Origin of the sequence: Massilia jejuensis (assembly GCF_042656795.1) — a bacterium.
Lineage (GTDB): Bacteria > Pseudomonadota > Gammaproteobacteria > Burkholderiales > Burkholderiaceae_D > Telluria > Telluria jejuensis.
This window is the reverse complement of record NZ_JBHSMS010000023.1, coordinates 127970-151506: the sequence shown is the minus strand read 5'-3', so window position 1 is coordinate 151506 and position 23537 is coordinate 127970. Positions and strand designations below refer to the sequence as shown.

The following is a 23537-nucleotide window of genomic DNA, read 5'->3' as shown; positions in this document are numbered from 1 at the left end:
CGGGAACCCCGCCAGGATTACAGGGCGACCGAGGAAGTCTTGGGGAACTGCGTGCGCAGTTCTTCTTCGGTCAGGTATTCGAAGATCTTGACGACGCGCTGGACGCCGGAGACGCTTTTCGCGATGTTCGCCGCCAGATCGCCTTCGCGCTGGGTCACGCGTCCCATCAGGTAGACGGTGCCGCGCTCGGTGACGACCTTGAACGAGGTGGCCGAGATCGTCTTCATTTCGATCAGGCTGCCCTTGACGTTGCCGGTGATGATGGCATCCGAGGAGCGCGAGGTGTAGCTCGACGGACCGGCGATGACGAGTTCGTTGATGACGTCGGCGACGTTCTCGATGCGGCGCACTTCGCGCTCGACGGCGCTCTTCATGGCTTCGTCGCGCACTTCGCCGGTCAAGAGCACCTTGCGGTTGTAGCTGGCGATGTTGACGTGGCCGGCGCTGCCGACCAGCTTCGGTACCTGCACCTCGGCCTTGACGGTGATCGACTTGTCCTCGGTCTGCGCGCCCAGCGTGCGGCGGTCCATGGTGGCGGCCGCGCTCATGGCGGCGCCGCCGATGACCAGCGGCACGCAGCCCTGCAGCGCGGCGAGCAGGGCGACGCACAGGGCGGCCTTGGCCAGGGGGCGGTTCAGGCCGGGTTTATTCATTCTCGTCTCCTCCGAAAAGCGCGACGTCGATGCCGTCGCAGATGCAGTGAATGGCGACCAGATGCACTTCCTGGATGCGCGCGGTACGGCTGTGCGGCACGTTGATGTGGACGTCGGCATCGGTCAAGAGCTTGGCCAGCGCGCCGCCATCCTTGCCGGTGAGGGCGACCACGCGCATCTCGCGCTCGAGCGCGGCTTCGACGGCGGCCAGCACGTTGGCCGAATTGCCCGAGGTCGAAATCGCCAGCAAGACGTCGCCGGCCTGGCCGAAGGCTTGCACCTGCTTCGAGTAAATCTCGCGGAAACTGTAGTCGTTGCCGACCGCCGTCATGATCGAGGTGTCGGTGGTCAGCGCAATGGCGGGCAGCGGGAAGCGCTCGCGCTCGAAGCGCCCGACCAGTTCGGCCGCAAAATGCTGGCAGTCGGCGGCCGAACCGCCGTTACCGCAGGCCAGGATCTTGTTGCCGTTGGACAGGGCACCGAACATCAGTTCGATCGCCTGCGAAATGGGGTGCGCCAGAGCCGCGGCCGACTGCAGTTTCAGGTCGGCGCTCTCCTGGAAGTGCGCGAGGATGCGTTGAGTATTCATAGCCGAAGATTATAGTGCAGTCGAGCGCGCGGGCGGCAAAGCGATGTAAACAATGCTTACAAGCGGCGCGATCAGTTGTCAAACCTGAATCGCGTCGCGCAGCCAGTCGAGTTCCTCGCCATCGATGGCGACGACGTCGAAGCGGCAGGGCGGCAGCGCCGGCAGGCGTTGCAGGTAGACCTGGGCGGCCCGCACGATCCTGCGGATTTTACTGGGGGTGATGCTGGCGGCGGCCCCGCCGTGGCGGCGGTCGGCGCGCTGGCGCACCTCGACGAAGACGAGCGATTCGCCGTCGCGCATGACCAGGTCGATCTCGCCGCCCTTGCAGGTGAAATTGGCTTCGATCAGGACCAGGCCGTGGCGGCGCAGGTAGCGCAGCGCCGCCTGTTCCCAGTCGCGCCCTTGCGCCTGCTTCCCGGACAGATGGGCCGCGCCCATCTCATTTCCCGGCCACCGTCTCGTACCCGATGCCGTCGCGGTAGATGGCGGCCGTCTCCAGGCGCTGCAGGCTCCAGGCGCCATTCTTGCGGCGTACCGACAGGCGGCCGGTGACGCCATCGAGCTCGAAGTCGGCGTCCGGCTGGCGCGCCAGGGTGCGCGCCACCTGGAAGGCGTCGATGCCGAGCGCATACAAACGCTGCATGTCGAGCGAGTCGGCCTCCACCGGGCGCGGGTAGACCATCACTTGCGGGTGGTCGGGCTGGACGGTCCAGGGCAGGTCGACCAGGCGCACGCCATCGAGTTCCGGCGCCGACCGACCCGGTGCGCGGCCCGGATTGGCGGCCGAGATGGCATAGGTCGGCAAGGAGGTGCCGAGGGCGCTCCTGACCTGGCGCAGGGCGCCGGCGTCGAGCGCGGCAAACACCAGTTGCGGGCGCTCGATGTCCATGCGCGAACGCAGCGCGGCCAGCGCATTGGCGTCGACATAGCCGTCGAACATCGGCAGCTCGACGGTGGCGTGCTCGTAACCCAGGCGCGTCCAGCGGCCGCTGAAGGCGCCGGCGGCGCGCTGCTGCCAGGCCGCTTTGCCGCCGAGTACGAGGGCGCGTGCGCCGGGATGTTCTTTCGCGGCCCAGTCGGCCACCTGGCGCGCTTCTTCTTCCAGCGACAGGCCGACCACCAGCAATTGCGGCGGCAGCGGGCGATCCAGCTGCGGATGGTTCAGGGCCAGCGTCGGTTTCGTGACCGCATTGCCGGCAATGAGCGCGGCCACGCTCGAGCGCGCCAGCGGACCGACCACGATGTCGTTCCCGGCCGCCGCCTCGGCATAGGCTTGCAGGGTCGATTCGGGCGAGTCGCCGCTCGCGATGACGGTGACTTCGATGCCGGCGCGGTCGCGCTCGTGGCCGGCCAGAAAGCCGGCGCGCACCGCTTCGGCCGCCTGGCCCAGCCCCGGCGACTGCAGCGGCAGGAGCAGGGCGATGCGCGCCGCGGCGCCGGCAGGGAGGGCTTGCGCGCCGGGCGTACCGGTGCCGGGATACAGTTCCACCGGCGAAGTGCGGGTTTCCGAATCGGCCGGTTCCGCAGGCGGACGCAGCCGCTCGACCGGAGGCGCACTTGTGTTTGGTTCCAGGGGCGCGCACAATCCGCCCGGTACGCCGCAACCCAGATCGGGCGGCATCGGTGTGCTGGCACAGCCAGCCAAGCTTGCAACCAGGCCGATCGCGGCCGCGGCAATGGCGTTTTTCAGACTTTTCATGCGCATCCTATCCTCAACATGACCGACAACCAGTCCATCGATATCGCCCAGCTCCCCGTCATGGCCGAGGCAGCTCAGCAGTCTTATCCTACAGCAACATTGTACGTGGTGGCCACCCCGATCGGAAACGCCACCGACATTACGCTGCGCGCGCTGTACCTGCTGGCGCTGGCCGACGTGATCGCCTGTGAGGATACGCGTAAAACCGGCGCGCTGCTCACCCGTTACGGCTTGAACAAACCGATGCTGGCGGCGCATCAGCACAACGAGCGCGAAGCGGCCGACAAGCTCGTGGCGCGCCTGCAAGCCGGCGAACGTGTCGCTTTGGTGTCGGACGCCGGCACGCCCGCCGTCTCCGATCCCGGCGCGCGCATCGTCGACGCCGTGCGCGCCGCCGGCCTGCGCGTGATCCCCTTGCCGGGCGCCTCGGCCTCGGTGACGGCACTGTCGAGCAGCGGCCTGGTCAACGACCGGTTCAACTTCGTCGGCTTCCTGCCGGCCAAGGCCAAGGGACGCGAAGCGGCCTTGCTGGCGCTGGCGCGCGAGTCCGCCACGCTCGTCATCTACGAGGCCCCGCACCGGATCGTCGATTGCGTCGAAGCCCTGGTGGCCGTGTTCGAGGCGACGCGCCAGGTCGTGTTCGCGCGCGAGCTCACCAAGATGTTCGAGGAAATCCACCGCTGCCCGCTGGGCGAGGCGCTGGCCTGGGTCAAGGCCGATCAACACCGCGAGCGCGGCGAATTCGTGGTGCTGGTCGAAGGGGCGAGCGTCGAGACCGATGCGCAGGACGTCGAGGCCGAGCGTATCCTGAACATCTTGCTGGCCGAGTGCAGCGTCAAGCAGGCGGCGAACTTGACGGCGCAAATCACGGGGAGAAAAAAGAATGCCTTGTACGAGCGGGCCTTGCAGATCAAGGGCGAGTGAGCGCCCTTTCGGAGTGAACCCGCACCGGTCAACATGAAAAGCGCGGTTTTTGAAGACCCGACCTTGACCGATGGCGCTCCAGGCGCTATGATGCCTGTCTTCGGAGTGTAGCGCAGCCCGGTAGCGCACCTGGTTTGGGACCAGGGGGTCCAAGGTTCGAATCCTTGTACTCCGACCAGCATGTAGAGAAAAGCCGACAGTGAAAACTGTCGGCTTTTTTCGTTGACGGTTGCCGATCCTGGGTGCCGCTCATGGAAAAGCGCCCGCCGGACAAGCTTCGCGCGGGCGCTTTTTTCTTCGCTTCAGCCCAGGCGTCTGGCCGCGATCGCATTGCCGGCACGGCTGGCCCCTGTCCTGCCCAGCTGGCGCGAGATGAACTGGCCGGCGTCGACCACCTGGTCCAGGTCGATGCCCGTCTCGATGCCCAGGCCATGCAGCAGGTACAGCACGTCTTCGGTCGCCACGTTGCCGGTGGCGCCCTTGGCATACGGGCAGCCGCCCAGGCCCGAGACCGAGGAATGGAAAATCTGCACGCCCACCTCCAGGCTGGCGTAGATGTTCGCCAGCGCCTGGCCGTAGGTGTCGTGGAAGTGGCCCGCCAGCTGCGGCAGCGGGAATTCGCGGCTGGCCGCCAGCATCACTTCCTGGGTCTTGCGCGCGGTCGATACGCCGATGGTGTCGGCGATGTCGATCTCGTCGCAGCCGAGGTCGCGCATGCGGCGCACCACGTCGGCCACCGCGTCCAGGGGCACGTCGCCCTGGTAGGGGCAGCCGAAGGCCGTGCTGATGCTGCCGCGCAGGCGCAGGCCGTTCGCCTTGGCCGCTTTCGCCACCGGCTCGAAGCGCGCGATCGACTCGGCGATCGAGCAGTTGATGTTCTTGCGCGAGAACGCTTCCGAGGCCGAACCGAAAATGACGACTTCGTCGGCTCGTGCCGCCAGGGCCGCTTCGAAGCCTTGCATGTTCGGCGTCAGGGCCGAATAGATCGTGCCCGGCAGGCGCGCGATGCCGGCCATGACCTCGGCGCTGGTGGCCATCTGCGGCACCCATTTGGGCGACACGAAGGAGGCCGCTTCGACGTTCGAAAAGCCCGCGCGCGCGAGGCGGTCGACCAGCTCGATCTTCACCGCGGCGCTGATGGTATCCTTCTCGTTCTGCAGGCCGTCGCGCGGACCGACTTCGACGACTTTCACTTTGCCCGGCAGGGTCGTTTGGCTGTTCATCTCAATATCCCAGGTTGCGGTCGACGGTATCGTCGACCGGTTGTCCCGCTTCGAAAGCGGCGAGTTTCAGGGCGATCTGGCGCACGGCCTCGGCGCGCACGGTCAGCGCCGAGATGTGCGGCGTGATCGTAATGCGCGGCTCTTCCCAGAACGGGTGCGGCGCCGGCAGCGGTTCGTTGCGAAACACGTCGAGCGTGGCGCCGGCGATGTGGCCGGCGCGGATCAGGGCCAGCAAGTCCGGCTCCGCGATTTGCGCGCCGCGCGCGACGTTGATGACATACGCGCCCTTGGGCAGCGTCGACAGGCGGCGGCGATCGAGCAGGTGGCTGGTGTCGGGCGTGAGCGGCAGCAGCGACACCAGCACGCGCGTGCCGCGCAGGAAATCGTCCAGCGCCTCCATGCCGGCGAAGCAGTCGACGCCCGCCAGGTCCTTGAGCGTGCGGCTCCAGCCGCGCACCGGAAAGCCGAACCCGCGCAGGGCTTCGACCACGCGCGAGCCGAGCTTGCCCAGTCCCATGACGCCGACCGTGAACTCCTCTTTCGCGTACGCCGGCAATGGCGACCAGAGGCCGTGGCGCGCCTGCTCCTCGTATTCGTCGAAGCGGCGGAAATAGCGCAAGCAGGCATAGGCGACATACTCCGCCATCTGCACCGCCATGCCGGCGTCGCCCAGGCGCACGATCGGCACGCTGGGGAGCGCGTCGCCGAATTTCAGGATGGCGTCGGCCCCCGCGCCCATCAGGAACACCGCTTTCACGCCTGCCAGTTGCGCCAGCAGGGCGGGGGAGGGCTCCCACAGCACGGCATAGTCGCATGGCGCAAGCATGCCGCCCTCCCGCCAGCACACCGTCTCCACGCCCGGCAGCGCCTGCGCGAGGTCCTCGGCCCAGGGGCCGGTCCGGCCATCGCCGCGGTACAGCAGGACGCGCATTTACGCCGCCCTGAAGGCCAGCAGCGGCGCGCCGTCGGCAACCTGGTCGCCGACCGCATACAGCACCTCTTCGACCAGGCCGTCCGCCGGCGCGGCGATGGTGTGCTCCATCTTCATCGCTTCCATGATGACGAGCGGGTCGCCCTTTTTCACCGACCGGCCTTGCTCGACCATCACGGCGACGACCTTGCCCGGCATCGGCGCCGTCAAGCGGCCACCGGCAGCTTCGGCCTCGCCGGCATGGGCCATCGGATCGTTATAGTCGAGCCAATAATGTTCGCCGTTCGTAAAGACATGGAACAAGGCGCCGTCGCGGCGCACGGTGCCGTGCATCGAGCGCTCGCCCAGGCGCACCGACAGCGTCGCGCCCTCGCGGCCGCTGACCGCCAGGGGCTGTTTCACACCGTCGATGTCGAGTTCCCAGCCCTGCGGGTGGTAGACCAGGCCGACCTGGTAGGCGCCGCCCGGCAGGCCGGCCGCGTACTCGTCGCCGAAGGACAGCACGCGGCGGTAATCGCCGTTCAGGCGCCAGCCCTGGGCCTGGCTCCACGGATCGCTTGCAGTGGCGCCGGCGCCGGCCGACGCGCGCTTTTCCGCTTCGACCAGGGCAACCGCCGCCAGCGCCAGCGCGCCGTCGGGCGCCGCTTTCGCAGGCGGGAACAGGGTCGCGCCGTTGCGTTCGATCAGGCCCGTGTCGAGGTCGGCCGTGGCAAACGCCTCGCCTTCGACCAGGCGTTTCAGGAAGGCGATATTCGTGGCCAGGCCCACGATCTGGAATTCGGCCAGGGCTTGCGACAGGCGTGCCAGCGCCTGCGTGCGGTCCGCGCCCCAGACGATCAGCTTGGCGATCATCGGATCGTAGAACGGCGAAATCGCATCGCCTTCGCGCACGCCCGAATCGATGCGCACGGCGGCCGGCGCGACGCCGGCGACGCCGCCCAGCTCGAAATGGACGGCAGGCGGCGTATCCATGTGGCGCAGCGTGCCGATCGACGGCAGAAAACCCTTCTCGGGATTTTCGGCATAGATGCGCGCCTCGATCGCATGGCCGTGGATGGCCAGTTCATGCTGCTTTTTCGGGAGCGGCTCGCCGAAGGCGACGCGCAGCTGCCATTCGACCAGGTCGGTTCCGGTGATCATCTCGGTGACCGGGTGTTCCACCTGCAGGCGCGTGTTCATCTCCATGAAGTAGAACGAGCCGTCCTGGTTGGCGATGAATTCGACCGTGCCGGCACCGACATAGCCGACGGCGCGCGCGGCATTCACCGCCGCTTCGCCCATGGCCGCGCGGCGGTCCGCCGGCATGCCCGGGGCCGGCGCTTCTTCCAGCACCTTCTGGTGGCGGCGCTGCACCGAGCAGTCGCGCTCGTGCAGGTAGACGCAGTTGCCCAGCTGGTCGGCAAACACCTGGATCTCGATGTGGCGCGGACGCTGCAGGTATTTTTCGACCAGCACCTTGTCGTCGCCGAACGCGCTGATCGCCTCGCGCTTGCACGAGCCGAGCGCGGCGACGAAGTCCTCGCTGCGCTCGACCACGCGCATGCCCTTGCCGCCGCCGCCGGCGCTCGCTTTGAGCAGCACCGGATAACCGATGGCGTCGGCTTGCTGGCGCAGGAACTGCGCGTCCTGGTTCTCGCCGTGGTAGCCCGGCACCAGCGGCACGTTGGCGCCTTCCATCAGCCCCTTGGCGGCGGACTTCGAGCCCATCGCGCGCATCGAGGAAGCCGGCGGGCCGATGAAGACCAGGCCCGCCCGTTCGCAGGCTTCGGCGAATTCCGCGTTCTCCGACAGGAAGCCGTAGCCCGGGTGGATCGCCTGCGCACCGGTGGCTTTCGCCACGGCGATGATCTTTTCGCCGCGCAGGTAGCTTTCCTTGGCCGCGGCCGGTCCGATCGACACTGCCTCATCGCAGACCGCAACGTGTTTCGACCCGGCATCGGCTTCCGAATACACGGCGACAGTGCGGATGCCCATGCGGCGCGCGGTGGCGGCGACCCGGCAGGCGATTTCGCCACGGTTGGCGATGAGGATTTTGCTGAACATGCGTTGGTCTCGCTTTATGGTTCTTGGAGGTGGTTGTAACAGGGCTTAAAACCTGTCCCGGCAGGAAGGCATCGTCATCCGCTCCTCCCTCCTGCCGAGATAGCTTCCTAGCAGCCGCAGGCTTCTTTCGGCGCCGAGTCCAGCGTGGCCGAACGCGTCTTCAGGCCCAGTTTCGCCAGCAGCGCGCGGTCGTCCTCGGCTTCCGGGTTGCCGGTGGTGAGCAGCTTGTCGCCGTAGAAGATCGAATTGGCGCCGGCCATGAAGCACATCGCCTGCACCGCTTCGCCCAGCTGGCGGCGGCCGGCCGACAGGCGCACGCGCGCCTGCGGCATGGTGATGCGGGCCACGGCGATGGTGCGCACGAATTCGAGCGGGTCGAGCGGCTCGATGCCGTGCAGCGGCGTGCCTTCGACCTGCACCAGGTGGTTCACCGGCACCGATTCCGGATACGGGTTCAGGTTCGCCAGCTGCGCCAGCAGGCCGGCGCGCTGCTCGCGCGTCTCTCCCATGCCGACGATGCCGCCGCAGCAGACCTTCAAGCCTGCCTGGCGCACGCGGCCCAGGGTATCGAGGCGGTCCTGGTATTCGCGGGTCGAAATGACGTTGTTGTAGAAGTCGGGCGCGGTGTCGATATTGTGGTTGTAAAAATCCAGGCCGGCGTTCTTCAGCTGCTCGGCCTGGCCCTCTTCGAGCATGCCCAGCGTCGCGCAGGTCTCCATGCCCAGTGCCTTGACTTCGCGCACCATTTCTTCGACCTTGGCCATGTCGCGCTCTTTCGGGCTGCGCCAGGCCGCGCCCATGCAAAAACGCGTCGCGCCGCTGGCTTTCGCCTGGCGCGCGGCGTCGAGCACGGTGTCGATGTCGAGGATTTTCTTCGCTTCCACGCCGGTGTCGTAGCGCGCCGCCTGCGGGCAGTAGCCGCAGTCTTCCTCGCAGCCGCCGGTTTTGATCGACAGCAGGGTGGCCAGTTCGACGTCGCCGTCGGGGAAGTGGGCGCGGTGGGTGCCGTGGGCGCGGAACATGAGCTCGTTGAACGGCAGTTCGAACAGCGCCAGCACGTCGGCCAGCGGCCAGGTGGCGTCGGGCCGCTCCTTGATCGCGGCGGTGGGACGGTGGAGGGCGACGGAGTGGGGTGCGTTCATGATGGTTTCCTTGTTGCGTTACAGAGCCCGCGAGGACGGCCAACCCGGCAGTCCCGCGAGATCGATGAATCGGGCCGCATGCGCGGCTGTTGCTTGTTCCAGGCGCGGCACGATGCCCAGCATCGGGGCCGGGATGCGTGCGGCCAGCGCCTGCAGGTTCTCGTCGAAATAGGCCATGTCCGGGTCCACCGTGTTGGCGACCCAGCCGGCCAGCACCAGGTTGCGCGCGACGATCGCTTCGACCGTCAGCAGCGCATGGCTGATGCAGCCCAGGCGCATGCCGACCACCAGGATCACCGGCAGATTGAGCTGCGTGGCCAGCTGGGCGCTATCGAAACTGTCGGAAAACGGCACGCAGAAGCCGCCCACGCCTTCGACCACGACGGCGTCGGAGGCGGCCAGGATCTCGGCATAGGCCGCGATGATCGGCACCGGCTCGATGGCCACGCCTTCCAGGGACGCCGCGATATGCGGCGCGCAGGCGGCGCGCAGCAGGTAGGGCGTGGTGATGTTGCGCGGCAGGTGCACGTTGCCGGCGGCGGCCAGCATGGCGGCGTCTTCGTTGACCAGCTCGCCATCGACCAGCTCGGCGCCGGCCGCGACCGGCTTCATGCCGCAGGCGCGCTGGCCGCTCTCGACCAGGTTGTGCAGGATCGCGCTCGACACCAGGGTCTTGCCGATCTCGGTATCGGTGCCGGTGACGAAGCAGCAGAAGCGGGAAGGAATGCCTTCGGCGGCCAGCGCCTGGTTCGGCTGCGTCACCGGTTCGTCGTCGAACTCGGGCAGCAGCCCGGGCGGCACGACGGTTTCGACTTCCGGTTCCTGCGGATCGTTCAGGTTGTTGATCACATCGCCTCCAGTTCGTTGAGTGCCGTCGCCAGCTGGGCGACTTCATCGTGGGTATGCGCGGCCGACAGGGTCACGCGCAGGCGCGCCGTGCCGTTCGGGACCGTCGGCGGGCGGATCGCCGGCACCCACAGGCCCCGGGCGTACAGGGCCGCGGCGATGCGCAGCGCTTCGTCGTTGGGGCCGATGACGATCGGCTGGATCGGCGTGCTCGACACCACCCGCTGCCAGCGCGCCAGGCGCAGTTCGGCATCGAGCTGCGCGACCAGCAGTTCCAGGTGGCTGCGCAGGCCCGCGCCTTCCTCGCCCGTGATGATGTCCAGGCTGGTGAGCAAGGCGTGGGCCAGCGCCGGCGGCGCCGCCGTCGTGTAGATGTAGGGGCGCGCGCGCTGGACCAGCAGTTCGATCACGCTGGCATGGGCCGCGATGAAGGCGCCGCCGACCCCGGCCGCCTTGCCGAGGGTGCCGACGTAGACGATGTTCGGCGAACGCAAGCCGAAGTGTTCGAGGGCGCCGCGACCCTGGGCGCCGAGCACGCCGAAGCCGTGGGCGTCGTCGACGAACAGCCAGGCGCCGTGGCGCTCGCACAGGGCCAGCAACTGGGGCAGCGGCGCCAGCTTGCCGTCCATGCTGAAGACGGCGTCGGTGGCGACGATCTTGGTCGCGGCGGTGCTGGCGGCGAGCTGCGCTTCGAGCGCCGCCACGTCGCCGTGCGGGTAGACGGTGACGGCGGCACGCGCCAGGCGCGCGCCGTCGATCAGGGACGCATGGTTCAGGGCTTCGGAAAAGATGACGGCGTCGTTGTCGGCGCCGAGCGCGGTCAGCACGGCCAGGTTAGCCATGTAGCCGGTGCTGAAGTACAGCGCGCGCGCCTCGGGCAGGTGGGGCGCGGCCAGGTCGGCCAGGCGTTCTTCGAGGATGGCGTGGGCGCGGCTATGGCCGCTGATCAGGTGCGAGGCGCCGCTGCCGGCGCCGTACAGCTGGGCGCCTGCGCGCAGCGCCTCGACCACGCGCGGGTGCGCCGCCAGGCCCAGGTAGTCGTTGCTGCAAAAAGCCAGCATGGCGCGTCCGTCGACCACCTGCAGCGGGGTGCAGCGGGTGTCGGCGATGCGCCGGCGGCGGGTCAGGCTGTGCGCCTCCAGGTCGGCCAGCTTGCGCTCGACGTGCTCGATCGGGTCCATGCGCGGGTCCATGCTCAGGATGCCATCACGGAATCGAACACGGTATTGACGCGCGCGCCGAGCAGGGCGATCTCTTCGTCGTCGAGCACGTAGGGCGGCATCAGGTAGACGGTGCGCCCGATCGGACGCAGCAGCAGTTCGTGCTCGACGGCCGTGGTGAAAAAGCGGCGCGCGAAGCTGGCCGCGCGCGCGGCATCGGGCTCGATAGCGTCGAACGCGAAGATCGTGCCGCGCTGGCGGAAGTGGCGCACGCGGCCGTCCCCGGCCAGCGGCGCCATCGCCATCGCGAGTTTCGCCGCCCGCTCGCGGTTGCGGTTGAGCACGTCGTCCTCGCGGAAGATCTGCAAGGTCGCCAGCGCCGCGCGGCAGGCCAGCGCGTTGCCGGTGTACGAGTGCGAATGCAGGAAGCCGCGCGTGATGTCTTCGCTGTAGAAGGACTGGTAGACCGCGTCGGTCGTGAGCACCAGGGAGAGCGGCAGATAGCCGCCGCTGATGCCTTTCGACAGGCACAGGAAATCGGGCCAGATGGCGGCCTGTTCGCACGCGAAGAACGTGCCGGTACGGCCGCAGCCGACCGCGATCTCGTCGGCGATCAGGTGCACGCGGTGGCGGTCGCACAGTGCGCGCAGCAATGCCAGGTAGAGCGGGTCGTGCATCGCCATGCCGGTCGCGCACTGCACCAGCGGTTCGACGATGATGGCCGCGATGTTCGCGCCGCGCTGCGCGAACAGGCGTTCCACATCCAGGATGGCGCGCCGCGCCACGTCCTGGGCGCTTTCTCCTTCCAGCGCCTGGCGCGCGTCGGGCGAGGCCACCACATGGGCGGCGCGCAGGAGCGGGCCGTAGGCATCCTTGAACAGCGGCACGTCGGTGACGGACAGGGCGCCGATGGTCTCGCCGTGGTAGCTGCCCTGCAGGCAGACGAATTCCTGCTTGTCCGGGAAACCCGCATTGCGCCAGGCATGAAAACTCATCTTCATCGCGATCTCGACCGCCGAGGCGCCGTCCGAGGCATAGAAGGCGTGGCCGAGCGCGTGCCCGGTAAGGCTTGCCAGCTGCTCGGACAATTCGATCACCGGCTCGTGGGTGAAGCCGGCCAGCATCGCATGCTCCAGCGTGTCGAGCTGGTCCTTCAACGCGGCGTTGATGCGCGGGTTGGCATGGCCGAACAGATTGACCCACCACGAGCTGATGGCGTCGAGGTAGCGGCGCTCTTCATGGTCGTACAGCCACGGCCCCTTGGCCCGGCGCACGGCGATCAGCGGCACCTGTTCGTGGTGCTGCATCTGCGTGCAGGGATGCCACACGCTGCGCAGGCTGCGTGCGATCCAGTCGGACGATGTCTGGTGCTTCACGATGATTCCTGACCCTTTTCAGCGGTTAATCGAGCCATGACGGCCTGCGTTTGTCCAGGAAGGACGCCACCCCTTCGCGGCCCTCGTTCGACGCGCGGATCGCCGCGATGCGCTCGGCGGTGTCGAGCAGCAGCGCGTCGGTGAGCGGCTGGCCGACCACCTCGCGCACCAGCTTTTTCGCCTCGCGCACCGCGTTCGGGCTGTTCGCCACGAGCGCCTTGACGATGCCCGCCACCGTGATGTCGAGCGCTTCCATCGCAACGACTTCGTGCGCAAGGCCCAGGCGCAGCGCGGCCAGGGCGTCGAAACGCTCGGCCGTCAGGAAATAACGGCGCGCGGCCTGCTCGCCCATGGCCTTGATCACGTAGGGCGAGATCGTGGCCGGGATCAGCCCGAGCTTGACCTCGGAAAGGCAGAAGTTTACTCCTTCCGCGGCAACCACGATGTCGCAGGCGGCGACCAGGCCCATGCCGCCGGCGTAGCAGTCGCCCTGCACCTTGGCCAGCGTCGGCTTCGGGCACAGGTAGATCGTGCGCAGCATGTCGGCCAGGCGCGAGGCGTCGGCCAGGTTCTCGTCCTGCGAGTAGCCGGCCATTTTCTTCATCCAGTTCAGGTCGGCCCCGGCGCAAAAGGCCGGACCGCTGGCGGCGAGGACGACCGCGCGCACCAGTTCGTTGCGCCCGAGTTCGTCGAAGGCGAGCGCCAGTTCGGCGATCGCCTGCTCGTTGAAGGCATTGCGCAGCGCGGGGCGGTCGAGGGTGACGGTGGCGACCTTGTCGTCCAGCGTGATGCTGAGGGTCTGGTAATCCATGCTCCCGCCTACATCCGGAAGACGCCGAACTGCGTCGCTTCGATCGGCGCGTTCAGCGCGGCCGACAGCCCCAGGCCCAGCACCATCCGGGTATCGGCCGGATCGATGACGCCGTCGTCCCACAGGCGCGCGCTGGCGTAATACGGGTGGCCCTGATGTTCGTACTGCTCCTTGATCGGCTGCTTGAAGGCAGCTTCGTCGTCGGCGCTCCAGTGGCCGCCCTTGCCCTCGATGCCGTCGCGCTTGACGGTGGCCAGCACGGACGCGGCCTGGTCGCCGCCCATGACGGAAATGCGCGCGTTCGGCCACATCCACAGGAAGCGCGGCGAAAACGCGCGCCCGCACATGCCGTAGTTGCCGGCGCCGAAACTGCCGCCGATGATGACCGTGAACTTCGGCACCGCGGCCGTGGCCACGGCCGTGACCATCTTGGCGCCGTTGCGGGCGATGCCCTCGTTTTCGTATTTTCTGCCGACCATGAAGCCGGTGATGTTTTGCAGGAAGACGAGGGGAATCTTGCGCTGGCAACACAGTTCGATGAAATGCGTCCCTTTCAACGCCGACTCCGAGAACAGGATGCCGTTGTTGGCGATGATGCCGACCTTCATGCCATGGATGTGGGCGAAGCCGCACACCAGCGTGGTGCCGTAGCGCGCCTTGAATTCGTCGAACTCGCTGCCGTCGACCACGCGCGCGATCACTTCGCGCACGTCGAAAGGCTTGCGGGTATCGACCGGAATGACGCCGTACAGCTCCTGCGGCGCATAGGCCGGTTCGACGGTGTCGCGCGTGGCGCCCTGCACCGTTTTGGTGCGGTTCAGGTTCGACACGATGGTCCGGGCCAGCGACAGCGCATGCAGATCGTTCTGGGCCAGGTGGTCGACCACGCCCGACAGGCGGGTATGGACGTCGCCGCCGCCCAGGTCTTCTGCGCTGACGACTTCGCCGGTGGCCGCTTTCACCAGGGGCGGGCCGCCCAGGAAAATCGTGCCCTGTTCCTTGACGATGATCGATTCGTCGCTCATGGCCGGCACGTAGGCGCCGCCGGCCGTGCAGGAACCCATCACGACGGCGACCTGCGGTATGCCCTTGGCCGACAGGTTCGCCTGGTTATAGAAGATGCGGCCGAAATGGTCGCGGTCCGGGAAGACCTCGTCCTGGTTCGGCAGGTTGGCGCCGCCCGAATCGACCAGGTAAATGCAGGGCAGCTTGTTTTGCTCGGCGATTTCCTGGGCGCGCAAGTGTTTCTTGACCGTCATCGGGTAATAGGTGCCGCCCTTGACGGTGGCGTCGTTGCAGACGATCACGCATTCCTGGCCGGCGACGCGCCCGATCCCCGTGATGATGCCGGCGGCGGGGGCCGCACCGTCGTACATGCCGTAGGCGGCCAGCTGGGAGAACTCGAGGAAGGGCGTGCCGGGGTCGAGCAGCATCTGCACGCGCTCGCGCGGCAAGAGTTTACCGCGCGCGACATGCTTGGCGCTGGCGGCCTCGCCGCCGCCCTTGGCGCTGGCCGCGACCTTGGCGCGCAAGTCGTCGACGATGCGCCGCATGGCTGCGGCGTTGGCCTTGAAATCATCGCTGCGCGGGTTGAGTTTGCTCTCGATATGGGGCATGCCGTCCTCTTCTTTAATGCTCTTGCTTGGGAAAAGTGCCATCCAGGTAGAACCAGCGCGGCGTGCCGCCCAGGCCGGGATCGGGTTCGCGCAGGAAGCGACTGCGCTCGTGCAGCCGGTGCGCGCGGCCTCCTGTCTTGTAGCGGGCGACGAATTCGACCGTGTCGCTGTTTGGCTGATCCGCCAATTCTGCTTTACGTTGACGTAAACGTAAAGCAGATTTTATGTCCAGGCCCAGCCAGTGCAGCCGTGCGCCGGGCTCGAGGATGGCGTCCACGGGGCGCGTGCTCGGATGCCAGGTGGCGCGCAGATAGGCTTCGTCGCGCAGGACATGGGCCGTGTAGCGCGAGCGCATCAGCGCTTCGGCCGTGGGCGGCAGCGATGCGCCGGCAAGGAAGGGACCGCAACAAGTGGCGAGCGAGGCGCCGCCGCAGGGGCAGGCACCGGATGAGCTGGTTGGCATTGGCATCCCGCGATTATCCGCGATTTTGCGGCGCGCCGATGCTGTCCGCAGCGGCAGCGGGAACGTCCCGTGCCTGCGTACGCATCGAGGAAGCCGTGTTTATTTCGGGTCGCGTCCTTCAACGGTCTGCAGCGACACCGTAAACGTGCTGCCGGTCCCGGCGCCGTCGCTGTGCACGGTGACCTTGCCGCCATGCAGGCTGACCACGTTCTTGACCAGGGCCAGGCCGATTCCGAGCCCGCCCTGGGAGCGGTCGGGCGTGCGTTCGGCCTGGGTGAACAGGTCGAATACCTGCGGCAAGAGGCCGGCGTCGATGCCGATGCCGTTGTCCTGCACGCGGATGTCGACCAGGCTGCCGTCGCGCTCGACCGCGAGCACGATGCGCCCGCCGCGCGGCGTGTATTTCGCCGCGTTGTTGAGTAAATTGACGACCACCTGCACCAGCCGGTTGGGGTCGCCCATGACGCGCGCGCCGCCCGGGTCGCGCGCCACCGCCAGCACATGCTCGCGCGCTTCGATCAGCGGGCGCGATTGCTCGATGGCGCTGTGGAGAATGGCGTCGATGTCGACCACGACATGTTCCAGCTGGATCAGGCCGCGCGTGACGCGCGAGATGTCGAGCAGGTCGTCTACCAGCGAGGTCAGGTGTTTCACTTGCCGGCTGATCACTTCGCTCGAGCGGCGTACCCGTTCCTCGCTGGCGATGCCGATCTTGAGCAGTTCGGCGGCCGAGGCGATCGGTGCCAGCGGGTTGCGCAGCTCATGCGCCAGCATCGCGAGGAACTCGTCCTTGCGGCGGTCCTGTTCTTTCAGCGAACTGTACAGGCGGGCATTTTCGAAGCCGTTGGCGGCGATCGAGGCCAGCTGCACCAGGATCGCTTCGTCCTGTTCCGTGAAGTCGCCGTCGACCTTGTCCGAGGCCTGGATCAGGCCGATATTTTTTCCTTTGCGGTCGATCAAGGGCACGGCCAGCCAGCCGCGCATCGCCGGGTGCTGCGCGGCATGGGCGCCGAAGCCTTTCCAGGCCGGATGGGCTTCCAGTTCCTGCTGGGTCAGGCGCATCACCTGGTTGGTGCGGCAGACCTCGGCATAAATGCCGCTGCCGTCCGGTTTCACGTCGTAGCTGCGATAGCGCGCGTACTTGTCCGACATCGACACCGCATTGATTTCCTGGGTGCCGCCCACGCCCAGCGACACGACCGCCTGGTGCACTTCGAGGATCGCGCGCACTTCCTCGACCAGCCCGGCGGCGATGTCCTCGCTCGAGAGGGCGCTGCCGAGGGTGCGCGAGGCTTGCGCCACTTTCACCAGCAGGGCCGAATGGCGCCGTTCGCGGTCGAGGCGCTCGGCCAGTTCGGTCTGCGCCAGCACCTTCTCGTGAATGTCCGTATTGGCGCCGACCCATACGCGCACGGCGCCGTGCGCGTCGATCAGGGGAATGCCCTTCACCGCGGTCCAGCGGTAGACGCCGTCGACCCGCCGCAGCCGGTATTCGGTCTCGAACACCGACTGGCTGGCGACGCACGCGATCCAGGCGCGGTGGGTGGTTTCACGGTCGTCCGGATGCAGAGCGTCGAGCCAGCCGAAGTCCTTCCACTCGTCATAGGACTGGCCGGTAAAGGCGCGCCAGGACGGCGAATCGTCGAGCACGCGTCCATCGGGCGTATTGGTCCAGATAATCTGCGAGGTCGCCATCACGAGCGAGCGGAAACGTTCTTCGCGCTCGCGCAGGGCCGTTTCGGCCGCCACGCGGTCGGTGATGTCCTCGTGCATCAGCATCACTTCGACGGTCCGTCCCGCGCCATCCTTGACCGGGTGCGCGCGCGCGCTCACCCAGCGCGAGCGGCCGCTGGTCCCCAGCTGGCCGACATCGTAGTAGATCGCCGGAATGTCGACCGATTCCCCGTCCAGCGCCCGCTGCAGGTAGCCGGCCACGCCGGTGGCGATCAGTTGGGGGTCTTGCAGCAGGCAATAACCGGTGCCGAGCACCAGGTCGTACAGCGGCGTGCCGGCATGGATCTGCCACAGGTTTTCCCAGGCCTGGTTGACCCGCAGCGTGCAGCCGTCCAGCCCGAGGAGCTGGATGCTGGTCGGCGCCTGCTCGAACAGTTCCTGGAAGCGTGCGTCGGCACGGTCGTGGCGGTCGGGTCCTGATGGGGTGGAAGGAAAGTCGGGCGACATGGTGTCCGAAAATGGGTAGGGCGGCCAAACAGCTTGGCGCGGAGTTTGTTGCGCGCGGTACTATGTCATAGTTCCACGCTGTCCGCTGAACAATCCGAGTTCCAACCCTCGTGCATTCACTGTGGATGAAACTCCTCGGTCGACACGAACAGATCCCAGCACGCCAGGAACAGCGCCGCGACCACGGGGCCGATCACAAAACCGTTCAGTCCGAACAAGGCCATGCCCCCGATGGTCGAGAGCAGCACCAGGTAGTCCGGCATCTTCGTGTCCTTGCCCACCAGGACCGGACGCAGCACGTTGTCGACCAGGCCGATGACCATCACGCCGAAGACGATCAGCACCACGCCTTGCCAGATCGCGCCCGTGACCAGGAAATAGATGGCCACCGGCGCCCAGACGATGGCCGCGCCGACGGCCGGCAGCAGCGACAGGAAGGCCATCACGACGGCCCACAGCAGGGGGGCATGCACGCCCAGGAACCAGAAGATCAGCCCGCCCAGCGCGCCCTGCGCCACCGCGACCAGCACATTGCCCTTGACGGTGGCGCGGATCACGGTCGTGAAGTTGGTAAACAGGCGCTGCTTGTATTTGCTGCTCAGGGGAATGGCGTACTTGATGCGGGTGGCCAGCGACTGTCCATCGCGCAACAGGAAGAACAGCAGGTAGAGCATCACGAACATGCTGACCAGGAAATCGAAGGTCTTGCTGCCGATATTGATTGCCTGGCGCGCCACCGTCTGGCTGACCTGGGCCGCGCCTTCCGACAGTTTCGCCTGCAGCGAGGCCAGGTCGGTCAATTCGAAACGCTCGAGCAGGTTGACCACCCATTGCGGCAGCGAATGGACGATGCGCAGGAAATAGGCGCCGAAATTGATTTGCCCCGAATTGATCATCTCGTACACGGCCACGGCCTGGTTCACCAGCGAGGCGGAAATGAGCGACAGGGGCAAGATCACCATCACGACGATCAGCAACAGGGTCGCCAGCGCGGCCAGCGTCGGCTTGTCCTTCGTTTCGCGCAGAAAGCGGCGCTGCAGCGGCGCGAACAGGATCGCCAGCACCACGCCCCAGAAGATGGCGCCGGAATACGGCAGCAGGATGTAGACGAAGGCCAGCGTGACCGCGACCAGGAGGAACAGGAAAAATTTCTGCTGCAAGGTGTACTGGGTCATGATGCCGATGCAATTTTTATAATGTCGGGCACATGATAGTACATTCGGCCCCGGCAACGGGTTGCACGCAAAAAACGCAGGCGCTCAAAAAGCCGCCGCGGCGGCCTTGCCGTCAGCGCCCCGGCGCCAGCATGTCGAGCGCGAACGGCGGCGCCTTGCCCCGCATCAGGTCGGCCAGCACGCGCGCCGTGCCGGCGGCAAAGGTAAAGCCGAGCGGGCCGTGGCCGACGTTGAGCCACAGGTTCGACAGGGCGGTCGCGCCGATCAGCGGGGCGCTGTTGGGCGTGGCCGGGCGCAGGCCGGCCCAGGCCGAGATGCGGTCGTAGTCGGCCGCGTGCGGCATGGTTTCGCGCACCTGGCGCGTCAGGCTGCCGATGCGTTTCGGGTTCAGGGCCAGGTTTTCGCCGACCATGTCGACCATCGCCGCCACCCGCAGCTTGTCGCCGATGCGCGCGTACAGCACCTTTCTTTCGAAGTCGGTCACGCTGATGCCGGGCGCGGTGTCGCCCGGGCGGATCGGCGCCGTCAGGCTGTAGCCCTTCAATGGGTAGAGCGGCAGCGCGATGCCGGCGTGGCGCGCCAGGTTGCGGCTTTCGATGCCGGCCGCCAGCACGAAGGCATCGCCGCCGATGGTGCCGATGCTGGTGTCAAGCCCGGCCACGCGCCCGCCGGCGGCGGCGATGCGCGTCACCTCGGCCTGCACGAAACCGGCGAAACGCGGATGGGCGCGCACGCGTTCGGCCAGCGCCACGCAAAAGGCGTGGCAATCGGCGACCGCCTCGCCGCGGTTATAGATGCCGCCGGCCAGTTGCGAGCGGGCCGCGCCCAGGGCCGGTTCGCGCGCGGCGCATTCGTCGCCGCTCCAGATGGCGCCGGCCGTGGCCTTGCCGGCGGCTTGCTCGAAGACGGCCGGGGAGCGGTACACGACGAGTTTGCCGGCGTCGCGCCAGGCGAAATCGTCGGGGGAAACGATGGCCTCGAGCTGCTGCATGCCGGTTCGCGACAATTCGCCCAGTTCCAGCAGTTTGGCCGTGGTGCGGCGGTTGGCGGCCGTCGTGCACTGGCCGAGGAAGCTGGCCAGCCAGCGCCATTGGCGCAGGTCGAGTTCGGGTTTGAAACGCAGCGGGCCGTGTTCCTGGAAGAGCCAGGCGATCGCTTTCAGGGGCACGCCGGCGTCGGCCAGGGGGGACACGTAGCGGTAGCTCAGCTGGCCGCCATTGCCGTAGCTGGCGCCGCTGGCCACCTGCGGCGCACGTTCGACGACGGTCACGCCAAAGCCGGCCTCGAGCAGCCACCAGGCCGAGGTCAGGCCGACGACGCCGCCACCGATGACGATTACTTGCTGCATCCCGAAAGTCCGTTGTGTGCTGGTATAAAAAGAGCTTAGGGGCAACCGGCGCGCAGGGCCAATGAAAGTGCAGGGCCGGGCCATAACCGGCAGTCATGCATGGACGCTCCCCCCGTTCTACCGCGCGGCAATGACGTGCTGGAACAGGCTCGTCATGATGCGTTCCTCGAAGCGCGCCAGCGCCGAATAGGCGCCCGGCTGCAGGCCAGGGTCGGCCGCGCTGCCACCGGCCAGCACGATCAGGCCGTTGCGCCTTGGCAGATCGGCCGCGAAGACCGAGCGCAAGCCGTAGGCGTCGCCCAGGTGCCCGGCCGCATCGAAACCGCCCTCGACCAGGCGCCGCCCCGGCTGGTCCGGGAACTGGGCGTTACCCAGGCCCCAGCAGGTGAACAGGCCGTCCGAGGTCGCGCCATTGCCGCCCTGGCCATCGGCCGTCCACTGGCGCGCGAACATGCGCGCGAGGGTGGCGCGGCGCAGGATGCGCCGGCCCTCGTGCATGCCATCGTTCATCAGCATGCGCATCACGGTCCCCAGGCCGCGCGCCGATATGCGCAGGCCGCCGGTCGGACTGAAGGGCGTGGCATTGTCGCCGATGACATAGCGTTCGCTGCCCGGCGGCGGCAGCGCGGGCTGGACGGAGTAATCGTCGACCTGGGCGATCCAGGGGCCATGCCGGTGCCAGGCCTCGGTGTCGACCGGGCGCTTGCGGTAGAGGGTAGCGAGATTGTCGAGGGCTGGCGGCGGCAGGGCGGCCGGGTGATAGCCCGCCTGCAGGCCCAGCGGCTGCAGCAGCAGGCGCTCCATCAGGCGATCGAAGCGCTCGCCGCCGACGCGTTCCATCAGGGTGCCGATCACGCCCCAGCCGAGGTTGGAATACGTGAAATAGTCGCCGGGCCCGGCAGTGGTTGCCCACATCGCACCGTCCCCGTGCAGCCGTTCGCCAGGCATCGTCAATTCCCGCAAGGCGGTGCCGGCTGGCAAGGAATACCCGGCCGCGTCGCGCAGGGACGAGGTATGCGTGAGCAGGTGGCGCAGGGTGATGGGGCGGGCCGGAAAGTTCGGATTGCGCAGGGTAAAGCCGAGGTAGCCGGAAACGTCGGCCTCGAGCGTGACGGCGCCGTCTTCCACCAGGCGCATCAGGCCGAGCGTGGTGACCATCTTCGAGATCGAAGCGACGCGGTACAGCGTGTCCGGGGTCGCCGGCAAGTCGGCAACGGCGCCGTGGCCGATCCGGCGCCGGCCGAACTGGCCCTCGTAGGCCAGTTCGCCGTTGCGGATCGCCAACACCGACAGGCTGGCCAGTTCGCAAGCCGGGTCGGCGGCGATGGCCGCCAGTTCGCGCTCGAGCTTGTCGAACGCGCGGCGCCCGCCGCCCGCGGGCGCGGCCGCGCAGACCGGTGCGCATGCGCCCGCCAGGGCCATGCCGAGCAGCGTGCGCCTGTATCCATTCATGCTGCCTCCCGAATAATGCGTATGGCACATCATAAACGATGGCGCCGGCGCGATTTTCAGCCTGCCGGGCCGTGCAGCCTTTACACTGGCGGCAAGCCACCGACGCACACGTCCATGAACCAAGCCACCATCGATTGCATGATCGATTTCAACGACCATTCGCCGCTCTACATGCAGCTGGCGCGCAAGCTCACCCGCGACGTGCGCGAAGGCCGCTACCAGGCCGACCAGGCGCTGCCTTCGGAACGCACGCTGTCCGAGCAGCAGGGCGTCTCGCGCGTCACCGCGCGCAAGGCCATCGACCAGCTGGTCGAGCAGGGCCTGGTGGTGCGCCGGCGCGGTTCGGGCAATTACATCGCGCCGCGCATCGAGCAGCCGCTGTCGAACCTGTCGAGCTTTTCCGAGCAGCTCCAGCAGCGCGGCTATACGCCGCGTTCGCGCTGGCTGCGGCGCGCGCTCATGGTCGCCGATGCCGACGAGCAGCTGGCGCTGGGCCTGTCCCCCGGCGCGCGCGTGGCGCGCCTGGAACGCCTGCGCCTGGCCGACGACGTCGTGATGGCCTATGAAACGAGCGTGATTCCCGCGACCGTCCTGCCCGATCCGGGCGCGGTCGAGCATTCCCTGTATGCCTGCCTCGAGCGCGGCGGCCACATGCCGGCGCGCGCGCTGCAGCACATCCGCGCCATGAATGCGCCGGGCGACCTGGCCGGCAAGCTCGGCGTGCCGGAAGGGCAAGCCGTGCTCTTCATCACCCGGGTCGGTTACCTCGACTCGGGCGTGGCCGTGGAATTGACGCATTCGTATTGCCGCAGCGATTACTACGATTTCGTCGCCGAGCTGCGGCGCGCCCCGGCATAACTTTTCGGCATGCGCCTCGCCCTTCCTTTCATGGCAGTCTTGCCTCAATTGGTATTACACTGGTTTTATCGAAAATCCGTCACTTCCTTGCCGCCATGCTGAAAACCGAAACCCCGGCCCAGGACCATGTCCTGCTCGACCAGTACCCGACCGCGGAACTGGTCAATGTGCTGGTAGACGACCAGATGAATGCGGTCGACGCCGTGCGCGCCGCCGCGCCGCGCATCGCCGCCGCGGTGGCGGCCGCCTTGCCGCGCGTGCAGGCAGGTGGCCGCCTGATCTATGTCGGCGCCGGCACCTCGGGCCGCCTGGGCGTGCTCGACAGCGTCGAGCTGTACCCCACCTTTTCCTGGCCGCATGGGCGCGCCGTGGCCCTGCTGGCCGGCGGGACTGACGCCATGTTCGTCGCCGTCGAAGGCGCCGAGGACGACCTGGTGCAGGGGGCGGACGACCTGCGCGCGGTGAACGTGATGAGCGGCGACGTCGTCCTGCTGGTGGCCGCTTCCGGCGCCACGCCTTACGTGCTGGGCGCGCTGCGCGCCGCGCGCGCCGTCGGCGCCCTGACGATCGGCTTTGCCAACAATGTCGACGCTCCGGTGGCGAACGAGGCGGACATCGGCGTCACCCTCGACACGGGCACGGAAGTCATTTCCGGCAGCACCCGCCTGAAAGCGGGCACCTCGCAAAAAATTGCCTTGAACACTTTTTCGACTGCCTTGATGGTGCGTTTGAACAAGGTTTATGGCAACCTGATGGTAGACTTGAAGGCGACCAACGCCAAGCTGGTGCTGCGCGCCATCCGCCTGACGGCCTTTGCCACCGGCGTCGACGAAGCGGCAGCGCGCGCGGTGCTGGAACAATGCGATTTCCATGTCAAGACCGCGATCGTGGCCTTGTCCAAACAAACCGGTGTCGAGCAAGCCAGGGCCTTGCTGGAAGCAGCGGACGGCAATGTGCGCCAGGCACTCGCAGACTAAGCCGTGACACGGCAGATGCTGCCTGGGCCGCTGCCGTGGCCCCGCCGGCCCCCTTTGCCCGAACACGAAG

The 23537-nt window shown here is 67.5% G+C and carries 21 protein-coding genes and 1 tRNA gene; 4 read left to right on the top strand and 18 right to left on the bottom strand.

Going from position 1 to position 23537, the window contains the following annotated elements; genetic code table 11:
• Positions 1 to 17: 17 nt before the first annotated feature.
• The 4 genes from ACFPOU_RS06330 to ACFPOU_RS06315 all read right to left on the bottom strand — a co-directional run bounded on the left by ACFPOU_RS06330 (position 18) and on the right by ACFPOU_RS06315 (position 2941).
• Positions 18 to 653 (bottom strand): BON domain-containing protein, encoded by a 636-nt coding sequence (locus ACFPOU_RS06330; protein ID WP_379718305.1) that lies wholly within the window; start codon positions 651 to 653, stop codon positions 18 to 20.
• Positions 646 to 1242, bottom strand: coding sequence for a phosphoheptose isomerase (locus tag ACFPOU_RS06325; RefSeq protein ID WP_379718303.1), 597 nt, complete (start codon positions 1240 to 1242; stop codon positions 646 to 648). Before ACFPOU_RS06325 ends, ACFPOU_RS06330 begins: the two co-directional genes overlap by 8 nt.
• A gap of 78 nt (positions 1243 to 1320) precedes the next feature.
• Entirely contained in the window at positions 1321 to 1680 is a 360-nt protein-coding gene (locus tag ACFPOU_RS06320) for a YraN family protein (protein ID WP_379718301.1), read from the bottom strand.
• A gap of 1 nt (position 1681) precedes the next feature.
• Positions 1682 to 2941, bottom strand: coding sequence for a penicillin-binding protein activator (locus ACFPOU_RS06315; protein ID WP_379718299.1), 1260 nt, complete (start codon positions 2939 to 2941; stop codon positions 1682 to 1684).
• 18 nt (positions 2942 to 2959) lie between these two features.
• On the opposite strand from ACFPOU_RS06315, the gene rsmI reads away from it, so the two are divergent.
• A complete protein-coding gene (gene rsmI, locus ACFPOU_RS06310; RefSeq protein WP_379718297.1) occupies positions 2960 to 3865 on the top strand; it encodes a 16S rRNA (cytidine(1402)-2'-O)-methyltransferase in 906 nt (301 codons plus the stop codon).
• A 101-nt stretch (positions 3866 to 3966) separates the two neighbouring features.
• A tRNA-Pro gene (locus ACFPOU_RS06305) sits at positions 3967 to 4043 on the top strand.
• Positions 4044 to 4167: 124 nt separating this feature from the next.
• Here the strand turns inward: ACFPOU_RS06305 and ACFPOU_RS06300 are convergent.
• The 14 genes from ACFPOU_RS06300 to ACFPOU_RS06235 form a co-directional block, all read right to left on the bottom strand.
• Positions 4168 to 5088 (bottom strand): hydroxymethylglutaryl-CoA lyase, encoded by a 921-nt coding sequence (locus ACFPOU_RS06300; protein ID WP_379718295.1) that lies wholly within the window; start codon positions 5086 to 5088, stop codon positions 4168 to 4170.
• Between the two features lies 1 nt (position 5089).
• Positions 5090 to 6019, bottom strand: a complete 930-nt coding sequence (locus tag ACFPOU_RS06295; RefSeq protein WP_379718293.1) for a 2-hydroxyacid dehydrogenase — start codon at positions 6017 to 6019, stop codon at positions 5090 to 5092.
• On the bottom strand, positions 6020 to 8062 hold the full coding sequence (locus ACFPOU_RS06290) for an acetyl/propionyl/methylcrotonyl-CoA carboxylase subunit alpha (RefSeq protein ID WP_379718291.1): 2043 nt from the start codon (positions 8060 to 8062) through the stop codon (positions 6020 to 6022).
• Positions 8063 to 8169: 107 nt separating this feature from the next.
• On the bottom strand, positions 8170 to 9204 hold the full coding sequence (gene bioB, locus ACFPOU_RS06285; RefSeq protein WP_379718289.1) for a biotin synthase BioB: 1035 nt from the start codon (positions 9202 to 9204) through the stop codon (positions 8170 to 8172).
• A gap of 18 nt (positions 9205 to 9222) precedes the next feature.
• Positions 9223 to 9990 (bottom strand): dethiobiotin synthase, encoded by a 768-nt coding sequence (gene bioD / locus ACFPOU_RS06280; RefSeq protein WP_379719008.1) that lies wholly within the window; start codon positions 9988 to 9990, stop codon positions 9223 to 9225.
• 59 nt (positions 9991 to 10049) lie between these two features.
• A complete protein-coding gene (bioF, locus tag ACFPOU_RS06275; protein WP_379718287.1) occupies positions 10050 to 11231 on the bottom strand; it encodes an 8-amino-7-oxononanoate synthase in 1182 nt (393 codons plus the stop codon).
• Positions 11232 to 11245: 14 nt separating this feature from the next.
• Complete coding sequence (gene bioA, locus ACFPOU_RS06270) at positions 11246 to 12586, bottom strand: adenosylmethionine--8-amino-7-oxononanoate transaminase (RefSeq protein ID WP_379718285.1); 1341 nt, start codon at positions 12584 to 12586, stop codon at positions 11246 to 11248.
• 25 nt (positions 12587 to 12611) lie between these two features.
• Entirely contained in the window at positions 12612 to 13397 is a 786-nt protein-coding gene (locus tag ACFPOU_RS06265; RefSeq protein WP_379718283.1) for an enoyl-CoA hydratase/isomerase family protein, read from the bottom strand.
• 8 nt (positions 13398 to 13405) lie between these two features.
• Entirely contained in the window at positions 13406 to 15013 is a 1608-nt protein-coding gene (locus tag ACFPOU_RS06260) for a carboxyl transferase domain-containing protein (RefSeq protein WP_379718281.1), read from the bottom strand.
• A 13-nt stretch (positions 15014 to 15026) separates the two neighbouring features.
• Positions 15027 to 15482: a YchJ family protein gene (locus tag ACFPOU_RS06255; RefSeq protein WP_379718279.1), complete on the bottom strand. Its 456-nt coding sequence runs from the start codon at positions 15480 to 15482 to the stop codon at positions 15027 to 15029.
• Positions 15483 to 15575: 93 nt separating this feature from the next.
• Positions 15576 to 17657 carry a PAS domain-containing sensor histidine kinase gene (locus tag ACFPOU_RS06250; RefSeq protein WP_379718277.1) on the bottom strand — a complete coding sequence of 694 codons (2082 nt, stop codon included), beginning with the start codon at positions 17655 to 17657 and terminating at the stop codon, positions 15576 to 15578.
• A 116-nt stretch (positions 17658 to 17773) separates the two neighbouring features.
• The gene (locus ACFPOU_RS06245) at positions 17774 to 18832 is read right to left on the bottom strand and encodes an AI-2E family transporter (protein WP_379718275.1); all 1059 of its coding nucleotides are present in this window, start codon (positions 18830 to 18832) and stop codon (positions 17774 to 17776) included.
• A gap of 112 nt (positions 18833 to 18944) precedes the next feature.
• The gene (locus tag ACFPOU_RS06240) at positions 18945 to 20180 is read right to left on the bottom strand and encodes a D-amino acid dehydrogenase (protein ID WP_379718273.1); all 1236 of its coding nucleotides are present in this window, start codon (positions 20178 to 20180) and stop codon (positions 18945 to 18947) included.
• Between the two features lie 117 nt (positions 20181 to 20297).
• Positions 20298 to 21632, bottom strand: coding sequence for a serine hydrolase domain-containing protein (locus ACFPOU_RS06235; protein WP_379718272.1), 1335 nt, complete (start codon positions 21630 to 21632; stop codon positions 20298 to 20300).
• 114 nt (positions 21633 to 21746) lie between these two features.
• Here ACFPOU_RS06235 and ACFPOU_RS06230 point away from each other — a divergent pair, with 114 nt between their 5' ends.
• On the top strand, positions 21747 to 22490 hold the full coding sequence (locus ACFPOU_RS06230; RefSeq protein ID WP_379718270.1) for a GntR family transcriptional regulator: 744 nt from the start codon (positions 21747 to 21749) through the stop codon (positions 22488 to 22490).
• Positions 22491 to 22585: 95 nt separating this feature from the next.
• On the top strand, positions 22586 to 23467 hold the full coding sequence (murQ, locus tag ACFPOU_RS06225) for an N-acetylmuramic acid 6-phosphate etherase (RefSeq protein WP_379718268.1): 882 nt from the start codon (positions 22586 to 22588) through the stop codon (positions 23465 to 23467).
• The last annotated feature ends 70 nt before the right edge of the window (positions 23468 to 23537 follow it).

Bases quoted from the DNA above. Each gene is read 5' to 3' on its own strand.
- ACFPOU_RS06330 (WP_379718305.1), bottom strand. From the start codon at position 653: ATGAATAAACCCGGCCTGAACCGCCCCCTGGCCAAGGCCGCCCTGTGC.
- ACFPOU_RS06325 (WP_379718303.1), bottom strand. From the start codon at position 1,242: ATGAATACTCAACGCATCCTCGCGCACTTCCAGGAGAGCGCCGACCTG.
- ACFPOU_RS06320 (WP_379718301.1), bottom strand. From the start codon at position 1,680: ATGGGCGCGGCCCATCTGTCCGGGAAGCAGGCGCAAGGGCGCGACTGG.
- ACFPOU_RS06315 (WP_379718299.1), bottom strand. From the start codon at position 2,941: ATGAAAAGTCTGAAAAACGCCATTGCCGCGGCCGCGATCGGCCTGGTT.
- rsmI (WP_379718297.1), top strand. From the start codon at position 2,960: ATGACCGACAACCAGTCCATCGATATCGCCCAGCTCCCCGTCATGGCC.
- ACFPOU_RS06300 (WP_379718295.1), bottom strand. From the start codon at position 5,088: ATGAACAGCCAAACGACCCTGCCGGGCAAAGTGAAAGTCGTCGAAGTC.
- ACFPOU_RS06295 (WP_379718293.1), bottom strand. From the start codon at position 6,019: ATGCGCGTCCTGCTGTACCGCGGCGATGGCCGGACCGGCCCCTGGGCC.
- ACFPOU_RS06290 (WP_379718291.1), bottom strand. From the start codon at position 8,062: ATGTTCAGCAAAATCCTCATCGCCAACCGTGGCGAAATCGCCTGCCGG.
- bioB (WP_379718289.1), bottom strand. From the start codon at position 9,204: ATGAACGCACCCCACTCCGTCGCCCTCCACCGTCCCACCGCCGCGATC.
- bioF (WP_379718287.1), bottom strand. From the start codon at position 11,231: ATGGACCCGATCGAGCACGTCGAGCGCAAGCTGGCCGACCTGGAGGCG.
- ACFPOU_RS06265 (WP_379718283.1), bottom strand. From the start codon at position 13,397: ATGGATTACCAGACCCTCAGCATCACGCTGGACGACAAGGTCGCCACC.
- ACFPOU_RS06260 (WP_379718281.1), bottom strand. From the start codon at position 15,013: ATGCCCCATATCGAGAGCAAACTCAACCCGCGCAGCGATGATTTCAAG.
- ACFPOU_RS06255 (WP_379718279.1), bottom strand. From the start codon at position 15,482: ATGCCAATGCCAACCAGCTCATCCGGTGCCTGCCCCTGCGGCGGCGCC.
- ACFPOU_RS06250 (WP_379718277.1), bottom strand. From the start codon at position 17,657: ATGTCGCCCGACTTTCCTTCCACCCCATCAGGACCCGACCGCCACGAC.
- ACFPOU_RS06245 (WP_379718275.1), bottom strand. From the start codon at position 18,832: ATGACCCAGTACACCTTGCAGCAGAAATTTTTCCTGTTCCTCCTGGTC.
- ACFPOU_RS06240 (WP_379718273.1), bottom strand. From the start codon at position 20,180: ATGCAGCAAGTAATCGTCATCGGTGGCGGCGTCGTCGGCCTGACCTCG.
- ACFPOU_RS06235 (WP_379718272.1), bottom strand. From the start codon at position 21,632: ATGAATGGATACAGGCGCACGCTGCTCGGCATGGCCCTGGCGGGCGCA.
- ACFPOU_RS06230 (WP_379718270.1), top strand. From the start codon at position 21,747: ATGAACCAAGCCACCATCGATTGCATGATCGATTTCAACGACCATTCG.
- murQ (WP_379718268.1), top strand. From the start codon at position 22,586: ATGCTGAAAACCGAAACCCCGGCCCAGGACCATGTCCTGCTCGACCAG.